Source organism: Leisingera sp. ANG-DT (assembly GCF_000813785.1).
Classification (GTDB): domain Bacteria; phylum Pseudomonadota; class Alphaproteobacteria; order Rhodobacterales; family Rhodobacteraceae; genus Leisingera.
The window spans coordinates 61,184-80,423 of record NZ_JWLE01000021.1 but is presented as its reverse complement, the minus strand read 5'-3'; the positions used below and the strand labels follow the sequence as shown (position 1 = coordinate 80,423).

13 protein-coding genes are annotated in these 19,240 nt (G+C 65.0%); 5 read left to right on the top strand and 8 right to left on the bottom strand.

The genetic code is table 11. The features are described 5' to 3' along the window. Positions 1 to 88: 88 nt before the first annotated feature. Positions 89 to 889, top strand: coding sequence for a TIGR03084 family metal-binding protein (locus RA21_RS16390; protein WP_039150878.1), 801 nt, complete (start codon positions 89 to 91; stop codon positions 887 to 889). 63 nt (positions 890 to 952) lie between these two features. Here the strand turns inward: RA21_RS16390 and RA21_RS16385 are convergent, their stop codons facing one another. After that, complete coding sequence (locus RA21_RS16385) at positions 953 to 1,804, bottom strand: 2-dehydro-3-deoxygalactonokinase (protein ID WP_039150876.1); 852 nt, start codon at positions 1,802 to 1,804, stop codon at positions 953 to 955. A gap of 849 nt (positions 1,805 to 2,653) precedes the next feature. On the opposite strand from RA21_RS16385, the gene RA21_RS16380 reads away from it, so the two are divergent. From RA21_RS16380 to RA21_RS16370, 3 genes are all read left to right on the top strand, one after another. Further along, a complete protein-coding gene (locus RA21_RS16380; protein ID WP_019298154.1) occupies positions 2,654 to 3,343 on the top strand; it encodes a sugar transferase in 690 nt (229 codons plus the stop codon). A gap of 73 nt (positions 3,344 to 3,416) precedes the next feature. Further along, positions 3,417 to 4,334, top strand: a complete 918-nt coding sequence (locus tag RA21_RS16375) for a CpsD/CapB family tyrosine-protein kinase (protein ID WP_052257692.1) — start codon at positions 3,417 to 3,419, stop codon at positions 4,332 to 4,334. A 116-nt stretch (positions 4,335 to 4,450) separates the two neighbouring features. Next, positions 4,451 to 5,692, top strand: a complete 1,242-nt coding sequence (locus RA21_RS16370; RefSeq protein ID WP_039150873.1) for a chain-length determining protein — start codon at positions 4,451 to 4,453, stop codon at positions 5,690 to 5,692. Between the two features lie 65 nt (positions 5,693 to 5,757). On the opposite strand, the gene RA21_RS16365 is transcribed toward RA21_RS16370, so the two are convergent. Beyond that, positions 5,758 to 7,128 (bottom strand): oligosaccharide flippase family protein, encoded by a 1,371-nt coding sequence (locus RA21_RS16365; RefSeq protein WP_039150870.1) that lies wholly within the window; start codon positions 7,126 to 7,128, stop codon positions 5,758 to 5,760. Between the two features lie 236 nt (positions 7,129 to 7,364). Here RA21_RS16365 and RA21_RS16360 point away from each other — a divergent pair, with 236 nt between their 5' ends. Next, entirely contained in the window at positions 7,365 to 8,573 is a 1,209-nt protein-coding gene (locus RA21_RS16360; RefSeq protein ID WP_039150868.1) for a glycosyltransferase, read from the top strand. A gap of 132 nt (positions 8,574 to 8,705) precedes the next feature. On the opposite strand, the gene RA21_RS16355 is transcribed toward RA21_RS16360, so the two are convergent. The 6 genes from RA21_RS16355 to RA21_RS16330 are packed head-to-tail and all read right to left on the bottom strand — an operon-like array spanning position 8,706 to position 19,239. Further along, a complete protein-coding gene (locus RA21_RS16355) occupies positions 8,706 to 9,542 on the bottom strand; it encodes a glycosyltransferase family 2 protein (protein ID WP_039150865.1) in 837 nt (278 codons plus the stop codon). Continuing rightward, a complete protein-coding gene (locus RA21_RS16350) occupies positions 9,539 to 12,043 on the bottom strand; it encodes a hypothetical protein (protein ID WP_039150863.1) in 2,505 nt (834 codons plus the stop codon). Before RA21_RS16350 ends, RA21_RS16355 begins: the two co-directional genes overlap by 4 nt. Next, positions 12,040 to 12,978: a hypothetical protein gene (locus RA21_RS16345; protein ID WP_039150860.1), complete on the bottom strand. Its 939-nt coding sequence runs from the start codon at positions 12,976 to 12,978 to the stop codon at positions 12,040 to 12,042. Before RA21_RS16345 ends, RA21_RS16350 begins: the two co-directional genes overlap by 4 nt. Further along, the gene (locus RA21_RS16340) at positions 12,975 to 13,664 is read right to left on the bottom strand and encodes a 4'-phosphopantetheinyl transferase family protein (protein ID WP_039150857.1); all 690 of its coding nucleotides are present in this window, start codon (positions 13,662 to 13,664) and stop codon (positions 12,975 to 12,977) included. The genes RA21_RS16345 and RA21_RS16340 overlap by 4 nt, the downstream gene beginning before the upstream one ends. Continuing rightward, positions 13,661 to 18,226, bottom strand: coding sequence for a MupA/Atu3671 family FMN-dependent luciferase-like monooxygenase (locus RA21_RS16335; RefSeq protein WP_039150855.1), 4,566 nt, complete (start codon positions 18,224 to 18,226; stop codon positions 13,661 to 13,663). The genes RA21_RS16340 and RA21_RS16335 overlap by 4 nt, the downstream gene beginning before the upstream one ends. Then, positions 18,223 to 19,239 carry a glycosyltransferase family 2 protein gene (locus RA21_RS16330; RefSeq protein ID WP_039150958.1) on the bottom strand — a complete coding sequence of 339 codons (1,017 nt, stop codon included), beginning with the start codon at positions 19,237 to 19,239 and terminating at the stop codon, positions 18,223 to 18,225. The genes RA21_RS16335 and RA21_RS16330 overlap by 4 nt, the downstream gene beginning before the upstream one ends. Between the last annotated feature and the right edge of the window lies 1 nt (position 19,240).

Below are 19,240 nucleotides of genomic sequence, written 5' to 3'. Positions count from 1 at the left end.
CCGGCGCCCCAAATTGTGACGTTTCGTTCCTGTTTCCGGCCTGCGCCCGGCCCGGCTATCCTGCCAGGCGGAGCATAAGGGGAGAACTATGCAGCAGGCTGAAGATTTCCGCGCCGAAAGCCGCACCCTGGCAGCCATCCTTGAGGAACTGCCGGAGGCGGAGTTTCACCGCGCAACTCAGTTCAAAGACTGGACCATTGATCATGTGCTGGGGCATCTGCACCTGTTCAACGCTGCGGCAGAGGCCTCGCTGAAAGGGGAGGGCGCCTTTACCTCCTTCATCGCGCCGGTCCTGCAGGACATGCAAGCTGGGCGTACCATCCTCGAATGCCAGTTTCCCTGGCTGGACGGCCTCAGCGGCCGGGCGTTGCTTGCGGCCTGGCGTGAAGGGGCGGAGCGCTGCGCCGATGCATTCGCTGCGGCAGATCCCAAGGCGCGGCTGAAATGGATCGGGCCGGACATGAGTGCGCTCAGCTCTATCACAGCACGGCAGATGGAGACCTGGGCGCACGGGCAGGAGGTGTTCGACCTCTTGGGGCATGAGCGGCAGGAGCAGGACCGCATCCGCAACATTGCGCATCTGGGGGTAGCCACATATGGCTGGAGTTTCCGCAACCGCGGGCTGGACGTGCCGGAGCCAGCGCCCTTTGTCCAGCTGACCGGGCCTTCGGGAGCGCTCTGGGAATGGAATGCCCCGCAGGACGCGAACTATATCAAAGGCTCTGCGGTGGAGTTTGCACAAGTTGTCACTCAAGTGCGCAATATCCAGGATACCCGGCTGCAGGCCGTTGGTGCAGCAGCGGAAAACTGGATGCGCATCGCACAGTGCTTTGCCGGACCGCCGGAAACCCCGCCCGGCAAGGGTGCGCGCTTCAGGACCGGCCGCTGAAGTTTTGGCGCTGCGGGTTCTGGAAGCCCCGAAGTACGCCCATGCCGCAAGCCGGTGCCGCGATCAGTTCGCGGCCCAGGCCCGGGTCAGCCCTTCCAGCGTCATGCGCAGCGGGTCTGCCACGGTGACCGGCAGCCCTTGGGCCTCCAGCGCCGCGGCATAAAGCGGCTGCAGCGGCGCTTCAGCCAGCAGCGCCAGGTTCTGGCCCAGCCAGTAGGGGCGGGCAGCAGCCAGCTCCGCCCCCAATAGGAGCCCCCAGAGCCGTCCCCGCGCTGTGTCCGCCTGCAACTGCCCCAGCGCGGCGTCCGCCTGCAAAGACGCCAGCCGCGCTGCCAGCAGTTCCGGTTTGGCAATGCCGTCGGCTGCCGCCTCAGCAAGCGCTGCCTTGCTGCAGCTGCCTGCGGCTTCCAGCGCCATTGGCTGCGCAACCGCAGCCGCCAGCTGCCCGGTAAGCGCGCTTTGAAAGCTGACTGCTTCTCTGGCACTGACCTGCACCCAATGGGTCACACCGGTGTCCGGCAGGCAGACCACGCCGTCCCAGTCCGGGTTCAGCTGCAAGAAGCCGCTCAGCCGGGCTGCGGCACCCTGTATCAGTCCGCACGGCGCAGACTGGCTCAGCCCTGGCAGGGCATGAACGTTCAGCTCTTCCAGCGGGGTTGCCGTCAAAGGCAGGTCTGCAGGAACGGCGGGCACCGTCTGCACAGGCACCAGGGTGCTGCCACCCAGCACTACCGGCAGTGCCCCGCCTGCCAGCAGCTGCCGTAAACCTGCAGCAAGTTTATCCGGGCCGTTGCCGGGCAGGTGCAGCCGCTGTGCCGGGCCTGCAGTGCTGCCGGTCATGGTCCAGGCGGTCAGTGCGGTTCCGTCCAGGTTGGCGGCCAGCCAGCTGGCGCCGCTGCTGGGAGATTGCATCATGGCTACGCCCCTTCTGCCATCGCTTTGCTGAGGCTTATGGCTGTGTTTCCGGTTTCCGGCAAGTGTGCGGCCTGCCGGTTCACAGCGAGGAGATGCAGGAATACTGGGACTTTCTGCAATATTCATGCTCCGCACTGTTGCTGTTCAATAGGGCAATTGCGGTATTGATCATTCAATCGCTCCTCCCCATTCCCGGGGAATTGCAATATCCACCGGCAATAGGCTATCAGCAGGCGAGTGCTTTCTGTTGGCCCCGATTTTCAGTCTGCTGTGCAGTTGGTACCGTCTCTGGCGGATGGGTTTACTCCGCTCGGTTCCGAATAAGTTGAGGGTGGCAAGGGACATTTTCCCGCGGCTTCGCGGCCCGGAAAATTCCCGAAAGCAGCGGAACATTGATTCCGGGAAACGTTCGAACTCTTGCGGAAACAATTCTAATCAGTCTTCTTCCATTGTTTCCTGATTCTTCCTGTGCAAGGCGCAGTTTGAGGTCGTTTTGCAGGAAAATGAAAATTTTGCGCGCAATTGCCTAAATTTGTCCTAATTAGGGCGGAGTGCTGCAACGCACCGCCGCCTGGGAATTGGGCGGCATTAAAAAAATGGCGCGGGCGCGTGGGGGCGTGCCCGGTTTTGAACCGGAAAATCAGTAGCGGCATTCCGCGGCCATTGGCTTGCGGACTGTCAATGTGAGTTTTGAATGACCGCCGCATTCAGCGGCGGCCCGGCCAGGCGACTGGCTGGATCGAGGGGTGTGGAATGAAAGACATGGTTCCCGGAGGGGCGGGGCTGTCTTTGGTGCACGTTGATGCGGAAGGCGGACGGTCTGCAACGGCCGTTCCCCTGTTCAATTCTATGCATTTGAAGGCAGCAAACATGAATGCCTCGCTGAGCGGCCTTTCACCGGCTCGGCAAGCCGTAAAGGGCGCTGGCGGCGGAGCATACGCCGGCGGCGGTAAACGCGGGCTGGACGTGCTGCTGGTGCTGCTGAGCCTGCCTGTGGTTCTTCCGCTGATCGCTCTTTGCGCTGCTGCGCTGGCGCTGGAGGGCGGCCGCCCCTTCTACACTCAGGCACGGCTGGGCCGCGGTGGTCAGGTGTTCCGCATTCTGAAACTGCGCACGATGGTGCGGGATGCTGACCAGCTGCTGCAGCACTACCTGGACACTGACCCGGCTCTGCGCCGGGAATGGGAGGAAACTCAAAAGCTGAAGAACGATCCGCGGATCACCCGGGTCGGGCGGTTTCTGCGCGCCACCTCGCTGGATGAGCTGCCGCAGCTTTGGAACGTGGCCAAGGGGGACATGAGCCTGGTCGGACCGCGGCCGATGATGCCGGAGCAGCTGCCGTTATATGGCGATGCGCGGGCCTATTTTGCCTTGCGGCCGGGCATTACCGGCGCTTGGCAAGTGTCGGTTCGCAATGAGGGCAGCTTCGCCAGCCGCGCGCAGGCGGATGCCGGCTACAAGCGCGGGCTGTCATTTGCCGGGGATCTGTCGCTGATCTGGCGGACCGTCGGTGTCGTGCTGAAAGGCACGGGATATTAAGGCCAGTTTGATCTGTTGTCCGGGCCGTCAGGCGCATGCAGCAGATCAGCCAGCCATTGCAGGGAGCAAGGTTGTGAAGCATTTTGCGTCATCAGGAGCCGTCACCGCCAGCCCGGTGCGCGGCCAGCAGAAGACACAGAAGGACGACGAGGACGTCATGACCGAGCAAGGTTTCAAGCGGTTCCGCCGCCGCGCGCCGGCGGATGCCACACCCTCCGCTGCCGCGGCGGAACGTCCCTTATCTGCCCCCGCCTCATCTGTTGCCGCCCAGTTGCCCGCCACCCTGCCGGAGCCTTGGGACCGGATCCGCCAAGTCCCGTTTGATGCAGGGGCAGACGGGTCGCGTTGCCTGCCTCTGGTTAGCCGCTTCCGCACTGCGCCCGCGTCCAAGTCCTTTGACCTGTTGCGCACTCGGCTGCTGCACACTCTGAAGGCCCGCGGCTGGAAGCGGGTGGCGGTGACGGCCCCTGCCGGGGGCTGCGGCACCACGTTCTCGGCGGTCAACCTGGCGCTTAGCCTGGCAAGGGTGCCGGGCAGCCGGACCGTGCTGCTTGACATGAATTTCCGCCGCCCTGGGGTGGCACAAGCCATGGGGATACCGGTTCAGGCGGATATGAACGCGTTTTTGTCCGGCGCTGCCCCAATGGAAGACCACTTGCTGCGCCCGCTGCCGTCGCTGGCGGTTGGCCTGAACAGCGCGGCGGATCAGAACGCCGCCGAAATCCTGCACAGCCGCAGTTGCAGCGCCGCTTTGGACGAACTGATGCTTCGCAGCGGTGCCGATACCGCGCTGTTTGATCTGCCGCCGGTGCTGGAGCATGACGACACTGCCGCCGTCCTGCCGCAGGTCGACGGGGTGCTGCTGATCTCCGACGGCACCAGCACAACCACCGCGCAGCTGGCCGCCTGCGAAAAAGTGCTGGCGGGACACACTCAGCTTTTGGGCGTGGTGCTGAACCGGGCGCGCAAATCCGACTGCCCCCTGCACTGAAGACGCAAACGCCATAGTTTCGCCTGTTTGCTATGGTGTAAAACCGGGCGGCGGTCCGTATGAGGCCGGCTGGCATTTGAACACACCGGGCACCCCGGCAGCATGAGAGCAGACAGATGGGGCCGATTTATTCTCTGGGTGATTTTCTGGACATGGTGCAGCGCAGGCTGTTCATGATCGCCTGCGTTTTTGTCCTCGGCTGCCTGGTGTCACTGTGGTTCGCCGCCAGTCAGCAGCATGAATATGAAACCGCCGAGGTACTTCAGATCACCCAGCCGCAGATCGCCGGAGAGCTGGCCAAATCCACCGTCGAAGGCTCCTCTGCCCGCCGTATGCAGCTGATCGAACAGCGTCTGATGGCCCGTGGCACCCTGCTGGAAATCATCGAAAAATATGGCATTTACGCTGACCAGAACGCCTTGACCGATCTGCAAAAGGTCGTGCAGCTGCGGACTTCCGTGCAGATTACGGGCGTTGCAGCCGCTCGCGAAGGCTTTGCCGACGACGGCACTATTTCGGTACTGACCATTACCGCCCGGATGCCAACCGCAGAGCAGGCCCAGCAGGTCGCCAGCGAATTCGGGCGCCGCACCATAGAACTCAGCATCGCCACCCGCATCGACCAGGCCCGCGAAACGCTCAGCTTCTTTGCAGAAAAGGAAGCGGCCCTGGCGGATCAGGTCGCGGCGCTGGAGGATGAGATCGCCGCCTTTCGCAACGCAAATGATGTGACCTTGCCTGGCACAATTGAATTCCGCCGGGCCGAAATCGCCGCGATGAACGAGGGTCTCCTGGAAATCGCCCGCGAGCGGATCGAGATCCGCCGCGCTGCTGATCAGGCCCAGACTACCGAACGCCCTGCAACTGCGCGGCGCATGCAGGAAGAGGCCGAGCAGCAGCTGGCCACGCTGGACGCCCAGGAGGCACTGCTGACCCAGCGCAAGGCCGGGCTTGAGGCGTCATTGCAGACCACCCCGGAGGTGGAGCGCCAGCTGGGCGCCTATGACCGGCGGCTGGCGCAGCTGCAGGGGGAGCTGGCGCAAATGACGGCCCGCCGCAACGAGGCTGAGGTTGGGTTCCGGCTGGAGACCAGCCGTCAGGCAGAACGGCTGACGGTGATTGAGCCGGCACCTCTGCCGGACTACCCGGTGACCGGTGCCCGTAAAACGAAGGCGCTTATGGGCGCGGCGGTCAGTGCGATTCTTGCCCTGCTGGCTGCTTTCTTGCAGGAACTGCGCCATCCAGTGCTGCGCACCGCCGCACAAATGGAGCGGGAAACCGGCCTGGTACCGGTGGTGTCCATCCCTGAAATGGACACGCGCCCGCCGCGCCGCGGGCTGTTCCGGCGCAAGGCGTAGGAAATTTTGTCTGAAATCAGCAACCGTTAGCTGGCCGATGAGTCAGTTTTCCCTGGTTATTGAGATCAGGGTGTTCCCAGCGCCCCCGCCATTGCAGTTACCTCTGCCCAATGCCAATGCAGCGCCGCCCCGCCAGCGGCCAGTGTCAGCAGCGCATAGCCAGTATCATGCAGGGGATCCCAGACGTGATGCCTGCGCGCCAGCCGCACCAGCACCGGGTAAGCCCCCAGCATTGCCAGACCCAGCGCCGTAATGCCGCCTGCCAGCCCGAACCAGGCAACCCCGCCCAGAAACATGACTGTCTGCAGGCAGGCCCGCGCGGCGGAGAATACAAAGAACCCGCGGCTGTCGCCCGCCGCCAGCGCCGCCTGGTCATAGGTCATGGTGATCACCGCAGGCGCCAGTGCCAGCGCGATCAGCACCATCATCGGCCCGGCCTGCATGTAACGGTCATCATACAGCAGTTGAACCAGCCAGGGCCCGGCCCAAGCCATCGCCAGAAGCAACCCGAGGATACCACCGGTCAGCCCGCCGCGCAGCTGCCGCTGCCGCCGCAGATTCTCCGGCGCCGCCTGTGCGGGCTTGTCGCGATACACAGGGATCATCAGCCGCTGGTTCACCGCATGGCCCAGCAGCATCGGAAAACTCGCCAGGAAATAGCCGATGTTGTAGACACCCAGCACTTCCAAGCTGACAAATTTCCCCAGGATCGCCCGGTCCCCTTGCGAGGTCAGAAACCAGAACGCGGTGGACAGGAAAATCCACTTGCCGAAATGGATCAATTCCCGCGCTGCGGCCTTCTCCCAGCGGAAGCGGTTGGCCGCCCCCGGCAGGCCGTAGTGGCACAGCGCCAGCTTGGCTGCGGCCTGAATGACCCCGCCCAGCACCAGCGCGATCACCGATTGCGTAGCCAGCGCCAGCCCGACCATCGCCGCCAGCCCAATCACCTGGCCCGCCAGATCCAGCACCGTGACCCGCCCCGCCAGAAGATGCCGGTGTGCGGTCTCGATCCGGGTCGGGTTGAAGCCGGCAACCGCCAGCCCCGCTCCCGCGATGGGCAAGTAGATCAGCAGCTCCGGAGTGCCATAGAACGCGGCCGCAGGCCAAGCCAGCAGAGCCGTCAGCGCCCACAACCCGAACCCCCGGATCACCTGAATGGTCCAGGCCGTATCAAGAAACGCTGGATCGTCTCCCCGCTTGTTCTGGGCAATCGACGGCCCGATGCCTACATCGGAAAACAGCGACAGCCCCACCGTCACCACCGTAACCAGCGCCATCATACCGAAGGCTTCCGGGAACAGGATGCGCGTCAGGATCAGGTTGGAAGCCAGCCGCAAGGCCTGGCTGCCGCCGTATCCGATCATCAGCCAGGAGGCGGAGCGCAGCACCCGCGCCATCATCCCCTGACCGGCAAAAAGCGAGGCAACCCGCTGCATTCTGTCGCACATCCTTAAAACTCCGGTGCCGCAGGCTAGGCGGGCGGGGCAGGGGCGTCAATCTTGTGGGGGCTGCGGAGGCCGGGAACCGTGCAAGCGGCTGAAACGCAGCGACAATCCTGCTGCCTGTGCCGCATTCTCCACGCCCGCGGGACAAGCGGCAGCGGGTGCTGGGCAAGCTGCCAAACCGGCGCTAACCTGCCGCGGATACATGCACTTGCAGGGAACCCGCTGCGTTGAAAATCGCCTATGTTCTGAACACTTATCCGCAGCCCTCGCACAGCTTCATCCGCCGTGAACTGCAGGCGCTGGAGCATCAGGGCTTGGAGGTCCTGCGCCTGGCGATGCGCCCTTCCGAAACAACGCTGGCCGATCCGGGCGATCAGGCAGAGGCCGCTCGCACAGTGTATGTGCTGAAGGCTGGCGCGGCCGGTCTTCTGGCCGCCTTGACGCGAGAGGCTTTGGCAGGCCCGCTCCATTTTACAAAGGCGCTGAGGCTGGCTTTCAAACTGGCGCGTGCTTCGGACAAGGGCGTCTTGCGGCATCTGGTCTATCTGGGTGAAGCGGCCCATGTGAAACAGCGCTGTCAGGCAGAAGGCGTGCAGCACATGCACGCCCATTTCGGCACCAATTCCGCGGCGGTGGCGATGCTGGCGCATGTGCTGGGTGGCCCTGGCTACAGTTTCACCGTGCACGGGCCAGAGGAATTCGACGCCCCCCATGCGCTGTCACTGGGCGAGAAGATCAGCCGCGCCGCCTTCACCGTGGCAGTCAGCAGCTTCGGTAAAAGCCAGCTGAGCCGATGGGCGCCTTTTGGCAAATGGAACAGCCTGAAGGTGGTGCATTGCGGCATCGAAGCGAAACACTTCGCGGACCCGGCACCGCTGCCGCAAGGGCCGCTGCGGCTGGCGGCTATCGGGCGGTTTGTGGAACAGAAAGGCCAAATGGTGCTGGTCCGCGCCATGGCGCAGCTGGTGGAGCATATCCCGGATGTGCATCTGGCGCTGATCGGCGATGGTGAAATGCGTCCGGAACTGGAGGCGGCAATTGCCGACCTTGGGCTGCAGCGGAATATCACCCTCACCGGCTGGCTGGCAGAGGACGGCGTGCGGGCGGAACTGGCCCGCGCCCATGCGCTGGTGATGCCCTCCTTTGCCGAAGGCCTGCCGATGGTGGTGATGGAGGCAATGGCCGCCGCCCGTCCGGTAATTGCGACCTATATCGCCGGCACGCCGGAACTGGTGGTGCCGGGGCAGACCGGCTGGCTGGTGCCTGCGGGGGACGAGACTGAACTGGCTCAAGCAGTACTGGATCTGGCGGAAACCCCCGAGGAGCAGCTGGCCGCCATGGGGCAGGCGGGGCGCATTCGGGTGTTGGAGCGCCACGCCAGTGCAATCGAAGCCGCAAAGCTGACCGCGCATTTCCGCGAGGCAATCAAACAATAAGCGGCACCTCCCGCCCGTCGCCTGCGCATCTGTAGATGCACCGCTCCCGCTGAGCCTGGCCCGAGGCCGCGAAGGGTGGTCTGGCGCAGCCTGCCTACCTGCGGGCGCGGGAGCGCCCCGGCAAATCAGCGTTTAGCGGCCGCGGGTCCAGCGGGTTCGGGAGGCGAACAGCGGTGTTTTTACGGCCAGGGCAACTGCGCCGTAGGCCAGAAAGCCCAACGGATCCCGCAACAGAAGTTGCAGCGCAGTACCCGCACTGGCCTTCACGGTGTCCTCGTTGCGCGTCAGCTGAGGGAATTTCGCCGCCACTTCCGACACGCCGGCATTCTGCCGCCGCCGCACTTTCACCAAGTTGCGGAACCCCTCGACCATCGGCCAGCTGTAACTTGCCGGAACCCGCACCCGCTCGCCGGGCGCAAATTTCAGCCGGGCAAAGATGTCATCGGCAATGATATCCGGCCAGTTCCCCCAGCGCTGCCGTCCGGCCCGGTTCATGGCAAAGATACCGAACCCCGGCACTCCGCTGGAAAAGAACGGCAGCTGCATCCACAGCCGCGCATAGGCCCGTGTCACCGGGCTACGTGCAGAGGAGACTTGGGGGCAGCCACTGGCATAGCGCGGCGCCTCCAAGTCCAATGCCACGGCGATTTGGGGCAGCAGGCCGGGCGAAACCAGCACATCGGCATCCAGGTAGATCAGGATATCCCCGCGTGCCGCAGCATCACCCGCATTCAGCGCCCCCAGCTTGCCGCCCTCCGGCAGCTCCAGCACCTGCAGATCCCAGCCGTCGGGGGGCAAGGCATCCCGGGCAAGCGCGGCAGTCGCATCGGTGCAGCCATTGGCCAGCACCAGCACCTCCGCCGTCATGCCCTCGGGCAGCGGATCAGAGGCGAAGACCGCCTGAAGGCAATCACCGATATAGCCCGCTTCGTTATGGGCCGGGATCAGGACCGAGACACGAGGCGTCATTTCACAGCCACCAGCGCGTCCCAGCGCGGGTTCTGGTCGCTCAATGTCCGCAATGCGCCCCAGCTGCCCCATTTTCCTGGCGCCCCGACATCGGAATAGGCGGTGAACAAGCTGCCGCCAAGCGCCTGCCAGCCCGCCAGCAGCTCCTGATAGAGCGCGCCCATCTCGGGAGTGTAGTTGAAATGGGTGAAGAAGCTGGTCAGCGCCGCATCCTCGACCATCGGGCCGATGCCCACCACATGGCTGCCGCCCTCGTACATGATCAGCTCCAGCCCGTGCTGTTGCGCAACTTCTGCGTGATACGGCAGCACCCGGCCCAGCAGGTCGGTCAGCGTGTCGGCTGCTTCGCCCGAAATCAGCCCGTCGCGCAGCTCAGCGCCGGCCTGGGCGCTTGCGGCATCATACCGGTGCTGTTCCGTGAACTCCTCCGCGGCCGCACCGCTCAGCCCGCGCCGGGCGGCAACCGCCTGCGCCTGTTCCCGGCTGCCGGCGATCCAAGCCCGCACCTGCGCGGCGCGTTCCTTCAGCCCCAGCACGCCGCCGAAATAGCCAGTCACCGCATAGGCATCAAAATATGCGGCTGGTGCCCGGCGCCCGGCCTGCTCTGCCTTCCACAGCGGTGCAGCCAGCACCTGCTCCTCCAGCCCCAGCCAGCCGGTCTGAGAAGAGATTACCCGCACCAGCCGCTGGCTGTCTTCGCCGAACACCCCGGTCCAGATTTGCGCCACCTCCGCTGCACGGCCGCCGTAAAACTGCATCCACAGCCCGTCGCCGCCCCAGCGCGTCTTTGCCTGCGCATCGGCCCATGCGGCTTGCAGGAACTGCCAGTTCCAGACCTCGTTGGAATATTCGACATAGGCACGCAGGTCCTCGTCCAGCCCGCGCTCCACCTGCTGCGCGAACTGCCGGACATAAGTGTCATCTGCCATATGCGGCATGCTGAACCAGGGATCGGCGCCCAGCGTATTAGCCAGTTCCAGCATCACTTCCACCGGCACCCCTTTCTGCGCCCAGGTGTAATCCGAGCGCAAAGGCCGGTCCTCCCATCCCGTTTGCTGTGAGTCATTGGTGGCCATCCAGTCCATGAACCGAAGCACGGCAAATCCGTCCAGATGGCCCAGCCACAGCGGGTTGAACAGGGCGCCGCTATCGTAGGCGTCCAGATGCTCTTCCTTCACCACGGTAATATTGCGCACATAGCCGCCGTCGCGGCCCATCCGCTGGATGCGGATCTCCACTGGGCCGGGGCCGGGAGTAAAGTCGAACCGCACCTCACCCTTGCCATAGCGGACGTTCTTTGCCCGCCCCAAAACCTCGACGATGCCTTCCCCCTCGAACCGCAGCACATAGCGGCCGGCCAGCGACACCGCTTCCTCTGGCATATCTGTCAGGATCACCGTCCCGATAGAGCTCAGCTCCGGCGGGATTGCGGTGGGCCAGCCCGCCGGATCAAGATAGCCCGCCGCCAGCAGATCACCATGATCCGCGCCGCCCCAGCGCCTGGGCAGATGGCCGATCCAGGGCCGCGCGGTTTTGAAATGGTCGAGGAAGGGGGCCTGGGTGCTCCAGTCCGCGATGCCCGCGAGGTTGACAGCAATGGGCTGACGGGAGGCTGTTCTTGCCGGCGCCACCGTAGCTTCCAGCACTGCGGCATTGAGCACGGGTTCAGGCGGGTCCTGCGGCAGCGGCGCGGGATCTGCGGGCAAAGCCGCAGTGCGCACACCGTCCCCCCGGGCGGCGGCCCAGGCGATCTGCTGCAGCCGTGCCGCCAGTTCGGGTGAGGGGGCACGGTAGGGCTTGCCCCAGCGGTCCTTCAGCTGATGCGGCAGCCCCGCGGGATCTTCCCCGGTCAGCACCGCATATTGCAGCAGTGCCATAAAATAAAAACCGGTGGCATTGGGGTGGATGTCATCGGCAAAGACGTCGCGGATGCTAGAGAGCCCCGGCATCGTGCCGGCCCGGATCGCATCATCCAGCCGCGCCATTGCCTGGCCGGCTGGCAGCAGTTTCACGGTGCCGCCGGTGGCGGCGTTCACGTCCTCCACCACCGCCTGCCAGCGCGGTAGATCCTGTTCCAGCCGCACCCGCCACGGCACATCCGCACCGTCATCAAAAGGCACATCGGCACCGGTGCCGCTGTCCAGGCTGTGCCAGGTTTCCTGCAGGTAGAATTGCACCTCCGGATTGGCCGTGCGCGCCAGCTCATAAAACTGCGTGACCGCCTGTTCCGTGCCGCTCCATTTCAGGTGATTGGCCAGCGGGATCGCCTCAGTCACGATCACCGCATCCGCGGGCGCCTTCAGTCTTTCACGTGAATCAACACCTTCGGCGCTGTCGCTGTGCTGCCAGTTATAGCTGAGCGGCGCGCCATTGATGATCTGCGCTTCCACCCGGGATTCTGCCTGCGTGTCCAGCAGCTGCTCCAGCATCTGCGGATTGTCCGGCCCGAACAGCGAATGGCCGATCATCACAACCGAGGTGATCAGCGCTTCCAGTTTCATGCTGGCGCTCCCGCGGCAGCAATCCCTGTGCGGGGCAGGGCGCGCACGGTTTCCCAGACGATAGCCTGCACCTTGGCGGCCGCCTCAGGGCGGAATACCTGCGCCGGGGAACCGTCCGCTCGGGTCAGCTGGTGCGGCAGACCTTCCGGTGAGCTCTGATAAAGCACCGCATAATGGGTCAGGGCGATCACATATGCCCCCAGATCGTTGATGTGAATGGTGTCCAGGTCTCCCTCGGGTGTGCGGGCAAACAGCGATTCACGTGAAGCCAGCCCCGGGATTTCCCCGGCCTCCGCCGCTCGTGCCACTGCGGCCAGCACCTGCCCGCCGGGGATCAGGTGGACCGGCTGCTGCGGAGTGCGGCGGCTGTCGGCACCCAGCAGTTGCCGCGTCCACAGGGCCTCAAGGTCTCCCTCAATCCGCTCCAGCCAGCCATCCGGGTCATCCAGCCGGTGCCAGGTTTCATACAAGTAGAGACGCGTCTCCGGCGAGGCCCCGCGCGCCAGATCAGCCCATTTTCCCAGATACTTGGCAGCATCAAAATACTTCAGCGCATCGCGCAGCTCGACCATCTCGGTCAGCACCACGGCGCCGTATTCACCCGACCCGATGGCCTCCTTCGCATCGCGGTAGGCTGGCGCCTTGTTGGCAGTCTCAAAATCAAGGATCGCCTCGTCTGGCTCCCAATGCCCCCTCAGCGAGGTGCCCGATCCCAGCTGGCTGTTGTATCCGTGGCCCTCCGGTGCCAGCTGCGCCAGCATATGCGGCATGTCCGGCCCGACCAGCGAATGGCCGAGGTGAAACACCTTAAGCGGCCCCTGCGGCGGGTCCAGCGGCGGCGGCACCGGCACCGGCCGGCTTCGGGTGACAAACGCCATCAGCCCCAGCGTGGCCGCGGCAGCGCCTGCGGCCAGAAGCCCGCGCCGCCCCATCATCCGCGCCCCCGGATTTCTGCCGTGGTCATGATCAGGCCCGCACCAATGGCAAACCGCCCGCCCACCGCCTCACCGCGCTTGAAAGGTGGCCGGTCGGCAGTGAAAAACGCCTGAAATGCGCTTGCGGCCAGATCAAACTCCAGCTCCATCCCGTCAAAGCCGTAAAACGCCCGGCTTATTGCGTACTGTGCCTTATAGGCCGCCTCCTTGGCGGAAAAGATCACCTTGGCCATCTGGCCGGGATTGTCCTGCCGCTTTAGCCAGGCCTGTTCACGGTCGGAACAGATAGCTGGCAGCAGCTCGTCCTTCAGCGGCACGTCTTCCTCCACATCAATGCCCAGCCCTTGCACCTCGCCGGCCCGCGCCAGAACCGCCATGGCGCAGCTCCTGGTGTGGGTGATGGAGCCGACCAGCCCCAAGGGCCAGACCGGCGCCCGGTCGCTGCCGACCTGTACTGGGGCAGGGGGCACGTCCAGCTGCCGCATCGCCTGATGCACAGCGGACCGTCCTGCGGCAAACTCGTTGCGCCGTTTCTCCACCGCGTTGGGCGACAGCCCTGCAGCTTCCTCCGCCAGCGGCGCGGGCGGCGTGCCCAGCGGGTCCGCCCCGGCCAATGCCACATCGGCGGCAAAAAGCGGCCGGACCAGGGCCAGCCGCTCTGCCAGTTTGCTGTTGCTGTCTGTCATCCGGTTCTTGCCCTGCGGTTTGCCCGCATCATCCGCCGTTTCGACATCATGTCGCTGCGGTCTGGGGCTGCGGCTGCCTCAGGCTGTTGTTCCGTATTTGCCGGGGTACCTGCAAGCCCTTCGATGTGGGCAGCGAGTCCTGCCAGGGTCGGGAAGCGGAAAATGTCGGTGATTGACAGTTTCGCGGTGCCCAGTTCCTCGCGCAATTCCCTGTGCGCCTGCACCGCCAGCAGGGAATGGCCGCCCAGGGCAAAGAAATTGTCCTGCGCCCCGATGCCGCTGACCCCCAGAATGCGGCTCCAGACCGTGGCGATACGGGCCTGCGCGCCTGCGTCCAGCGCAACTGCCGGGGCGGCATTGGCCTGCGCGGGCTGCGGGTCTGGCAGCGCCTTGCGGTCGATTTTCTTGTTCGGTGTCAGCGGGAAGGCGTCCAGGGTGACGATATGCGCCGGCACCATGACCTCAGCCAGCCGCGCCGCCAGCGCCTGTTTCAGGGCCTCTCCGGACACAGGTGCGGAGGCGGTGATATAGGCAACCAGCTGCTCTGCGCCAGCTTCGCCAAGCGGCACCACAACGGCGCCCGTCACACCGGCTTGCGCCACCAGTGCGGCCTCGATCTCGCCCAGCTCGATCCGCTGGCCGCGGATTTTCACCTGGTGATCGGTGCGGCCCAGGAAGGCGAGACTGCCCGCGCTGCTCCAGCGCACCAGATCGCCGGTGCGGTAAAGGGGTGTTGCAGCGAACGGTGCCTTTACGAAGCGTTCAGAGGTCAGCTCCTCCCGCTGCCAATAGCCCGCCGTGACACCCGAGCCGCCAATATACAACTCGCCTGGAGTCCCCGCGGGGACAGGCGCCTGTTTTTCATCCAGCACATAGACCTGCGTATTGGCAATTGGCGTGCCAATGCCGGCTGTCCCCGCAGGGACGGCGCTGATTTTCTCCACCGTCGACCAGATCGTCGTCTCGGTCGGCCCGTACATGTTGTGCAGCTTCGCGTTTGTGGTGTCCTGCAAGGCCTGCACCAGATCCCCCGGCAGCGCCTCGCCGCCCACCAGCAGATGCTGCAGCTGGCCCAGGCAGGCGCTGGCGTCAGCATCTGCAGAAATCATCCGCGCCATCGACGGGGTGCATTGCATGTGGCTGACGCCATGACGCACAATCTGCGCCGCCAGCGAGAAGTCATCCGCCGCCAGTTCCTGCGGCGCGTTCGACAGGCGCAGAACCTCTGCCAGCGGTTTCAGCCCCTCCAGCACCACATCCGGCGCGATGCCATAGTCGATCAGGCAGGCGATTTCATCGACGCCGATCCGCTTCAGCTGCTCCACCCGCTGGCAGGCGTCCTGAATGGTGCCAAACAACCCGGAGTCCTCGAAGTAACGCTCAAAGGCAAAGTCGAGGATGGCTTCCAACTCTTCCTCCGACAGTGAGCCCAGGTCCATTTCAAACGGGCTCTTCACGCCTTCGGGTTTCTTGAAGGCGGGGAAGGCCCAGGCGTATTGCTTGATCAGCCCTGCGGCAGAGCGCAGGTAGTCCTTCATCGGTTCCCGCGCCACCTTGCGGGCTTCTTCGCGGGTCTGCGCCAGGTAGCTGTGCAGCATCAGCGTGACCTTGAAATCCGCGGGGTCATGGCCGGCCTCGCGCAGGGCATCGTGGTAGATGCGGATCTTGTCCGCGACCTCTTCAATGCTCTGGCCCAGCAGGTGGGTCAGCACATTTGCCCCGATCGCACCCGCCTCGCGCCAGGTCTCCGGGTTGCCCGCGGTGGTGACCCACACCGGCAGCTCCTTGGACACCGGGCGGGGCTGGGTGAGGACGCTGTGCTCCCCGCCGTCCCTGCGGGGAAAACCCACCTCCTCGCCGCGCCACAGCTTGCGCACGGTCTCAATGGTTTCAAACAGCGCGGGCTTGTTGGCGGGCGGGGTATTTTCGGGCCGCAGGATGAAGTCATCCGGCTGCCAGCCGGAGGCAAAGCCGATGCCGGCGCGCCCCGCGGTCAGGTTGTCAATTACTGCCCACTCCTCGGCAATCCGCGCCGGATGGTGCAGCGGCGCCACGCAGGAGCCGGAGCGCACCCCGATGTTTTGCGTCACCGCGGCGACAGCGGCGCCGGTGACGGACGGGTTCGGGTAAGGCCCGCCAAAGGCATGAAAGTGGCGTTCCGGCGTCCAGACCGCGTTGAAGCCGTGCTGGTCAGCGAATTTGGCGCCTTCCAGCAGCAGGTGGTATTTCTGCGGCCCCGGCCCGTCGTCATTGCCCCAGTAGAACAGGTTGAAATCCATCTTCCGGTCGCTGAGCGCCACCGGCCCCTTGGACAGCTCCAGTCTGCTTTCATCGCTGGACAAAACCAGCTTGAACCCGCGCGAGAGGGTCCAGAACAGCTCCAGCACCGAGATGTCGAAGCTGAGGCTGGTCACTGCCAGCCAGGCATCGCCGGGCTGGTGCGGGATGCGCTGATCCATGCCGATAAAGAAGTTCGCGACATTGTCGTGAGTGACCATCACCCCCTTGGGCAGGCCGGTGGAGCCGGAGGTATAGATCAGATAAGCCAGATCGCTGCCGGTGGCACCGCCATCAATGTTTTCACCTTCTGTCCCCGCAGGGACGTCCTCTATTTTCAGCACCTGCGCGTCTGAGGCAGGCAGGCTGGCGGCCAGTGCGCCTTGGGTCACGATCACCTGCGCCTGGCTGTCGATGATGTAATGCGCGATGCGGTCGGCCGGGTAGGCGGGATCCAGCGGCACGTAGGCGCCGCCGGCCTTCATCACCCCAAGCGCTGCAAACACCAGATCCGGCGCGCGGCGGATGTGGATGCCGACATGCACGCCCGGTTTTACGTTCATTTCACGCAAGCGCCCCGCTACTGCATTGGCGCGGGCGTTGACCTCGGCGTAGGTGAAGCTCTGGTCCTCGAACACCAGCGCGGTGGCCTTCGGGGTCTTTACAGCCTGGGCCTCAAACGCGGCGTGGATGGTCAGGTCCGCAGGGTAGTCCGTGGCGGTCTGGTTCCAGTCCTCCAGCAGCAGTTTGCGCTCGGCTTCGGGCAGGATTGGCAGCTCTGCCACGTTGCAGCTGCCGTCTTCTGCGATGGCAGTCAGCACCAGCTCCAGCCGCGCGGCGAGCAGGGCTGCGGCGTCTGGTGTCAGAGCGGCTGCGTCGCAGTGCAGCACCATGGTGCCATTGGTCAGGGAGGCTGTAGCAGCGCAACCCTCAATCGCTGCATCGGACCCCAGCATAAGACCGAAACCGGGCATAGCCTGCGCCGAAATCTCCGGCGCGCGGGCCACAATGTCTTCGGCAAAGCCGCCGGTTTTGCGGGCCTTGGCAATCTCTTGCGCGCTGCGTTCAACGAGGTATGCAACGCGGTCCTGCCGACGCGCCTGCAACGGCACCCAGCCGGAAATCAGGCCGGGCAGGCCCTCCATCCCCTCTACCGTCAGCGCCACATCGCCGGTTTCCGCGCCGCTGCTGAGCAGGGCAAAGGCGAGGGCAGCAGCTGCGGCCTGTTCCTCGCTGAGACCGGCGGGCAGGGCGATGTCCAAGCGGTTGAAACCGCTGCCGCCAGTATCCGATGTCAGCGGGACCTGCACCGGCTGCATCGCGGCGAGCCGCTGGCGCCAGTGGCTTTCACCACCCTGGACCGCAGCGAGACGGGCGGTGAGTGCCTCGGCCTCTGCTGCGGTCAGGGAGGGAACCTCGTCTCCGGCTGCGGCCAGTTTTGAAACGTCCAGAGGCTGGCCCGCGAATGTGGTCAGGCGGGACAGTGTAAGGGCACCGCTGCCGGTTGCGATTTTTACGCTGGCCTTACTGACCTCCAGGACGGTGCCCGGTGCGCCGCTGCCCTCCGCAACTTCTGCAGCGCCAGCCAGCACCACGGTGCCGCCGATGCGCAGTTTGGCGGCGCACATCGGGTTCCAGTAGCCGCCGGTGTCCAGCGCCCGCACCAGCCGCGCCAGTTCCGCCGCGGGGCGGGTGAATTCCAGCATCCCGCCTGCCGCCGGGCGGTCCGACTTCCTGAACAGGCGGCGCTGGCTCAGGTCCTGTTTCTGACGTTTCAGATCACCGGTTTCCAGCTGGGTAACTACCTCTCCAAAGCTGTCCATCGCGGCAGCGTAGCATTTGGAGTTGAGGCTGAAGGCGGTCTCATCCTCGGCCACATCAAACAACCGCTGGGCCAGAATGTCGCCCTCATCCACGCCGCCCTCGATCAGGTGCCAGGTGATGCCGTGCAGCGCCTCGCCGTTGATCAGCGCCCAGTTCGGGGTGTTGAGGCCCGCGTAGTGGGGCAGCGGCCCGTCGTGAAAGTTGACCGCGCCCTTGGCCGCCTGCGCCAGCACCGCATCCGGGATCACCGTCAGGTTGGCAATCGACAGCAGCCAGTCAAAGCCGCCACTGAGGTCTGCAGGAGTGTCCAGCAGTTCCAAGCCCTTGCCTGCGGCCCAGGTGCGAATGTCCGCATCCTGGGACACCACCGCCCGGATCAGGTGGCCGCGCGCCAGCAGCGCATCGGCGCAGCCGATCAGAAGGGATTCATTGCCGATCAGGGCACAGGTGAATGCGGTCATTTCTGCTCCTTTGCAAGCGGAGAAGGGAGGCGCGTTTCCGTAAGTGTTGTGCGGCGCGGCGCAAACAGCGCGCGCAGGCTGTGCAGGCAGAGATCGCGCAGGAAATACGGCGGATCAGCCTGCGGCTTGTTCTGGATCAGGCGGCGCAGGCTATAGATCACGCTGCCGCTGATGCGGGCCAATGTGGCTGCGGCGGCATAGGCGCGGCCATGGTTCTTGACGAAGTAGTGCAGACGCGAGTCAAACCAGTAGCCGGGCGTGCGCTGCCAGCCCTTCATGCCGGTGGAGGCGGAGCCGATATGCGCCACCTCGCTGGCCGGCACATAGTGGGTGCGCCAGCCCGCGCGGGCGGCGCGGCGGCAGAGGTCGGTTTCCTCGAAGTAGAGAAAGAAGGTCTCGTCAAAGCCGCCAACGGCCTCGACCGCCTCCCGGCGGATCATCAGGCTGGCTCCGGCGGTCCAGTCGACCTGAACCTCTGCCTGCGGCATCTCCATGGCGACCACCCAGGGTTTCAGCAGCCGGGTGAAGATGCCGGTGCGCACGCTGGCCTCAAACTCGCCCGCGATGGAGGGGAAGCGGAAGGCGGTGCGGTGCGGGGTCCCGTCGGTGCCGCGCACAAAGGAGCCCGCCAGCCCGGCGCCCGGATGCTGCAGCAGGAAGTCGCGCAGGGTGCGGATAGTGCTGCCTTGCACAAAAGCGTCCGAATTCAGGAGATAGTAGAACTCCGGCGGGCTGCCGTCCGCCAAACCGGTGCTGAGGCCGATGTTCATGCCGGCCCCAAAGCCGCCGTTCACCGGCGAGGCGATCACCCGGACCCGGTTGCTGTCCAGCCAGCCGCGGGTTTCTGCCGCCGCCCGGACATGCTCATAGGAGCCGTCGCCGGAGCCATTGTCGATGATCAGCAGCTCGCCCGGCAAATCCTCCAGCTCCTGCAGCGCCGCCTCGGCGGATTGCAGGGTCATTTCCGGAGTGCGGAAATTCAACAGGATGATGAGGATACGCTGCTGGGCCATG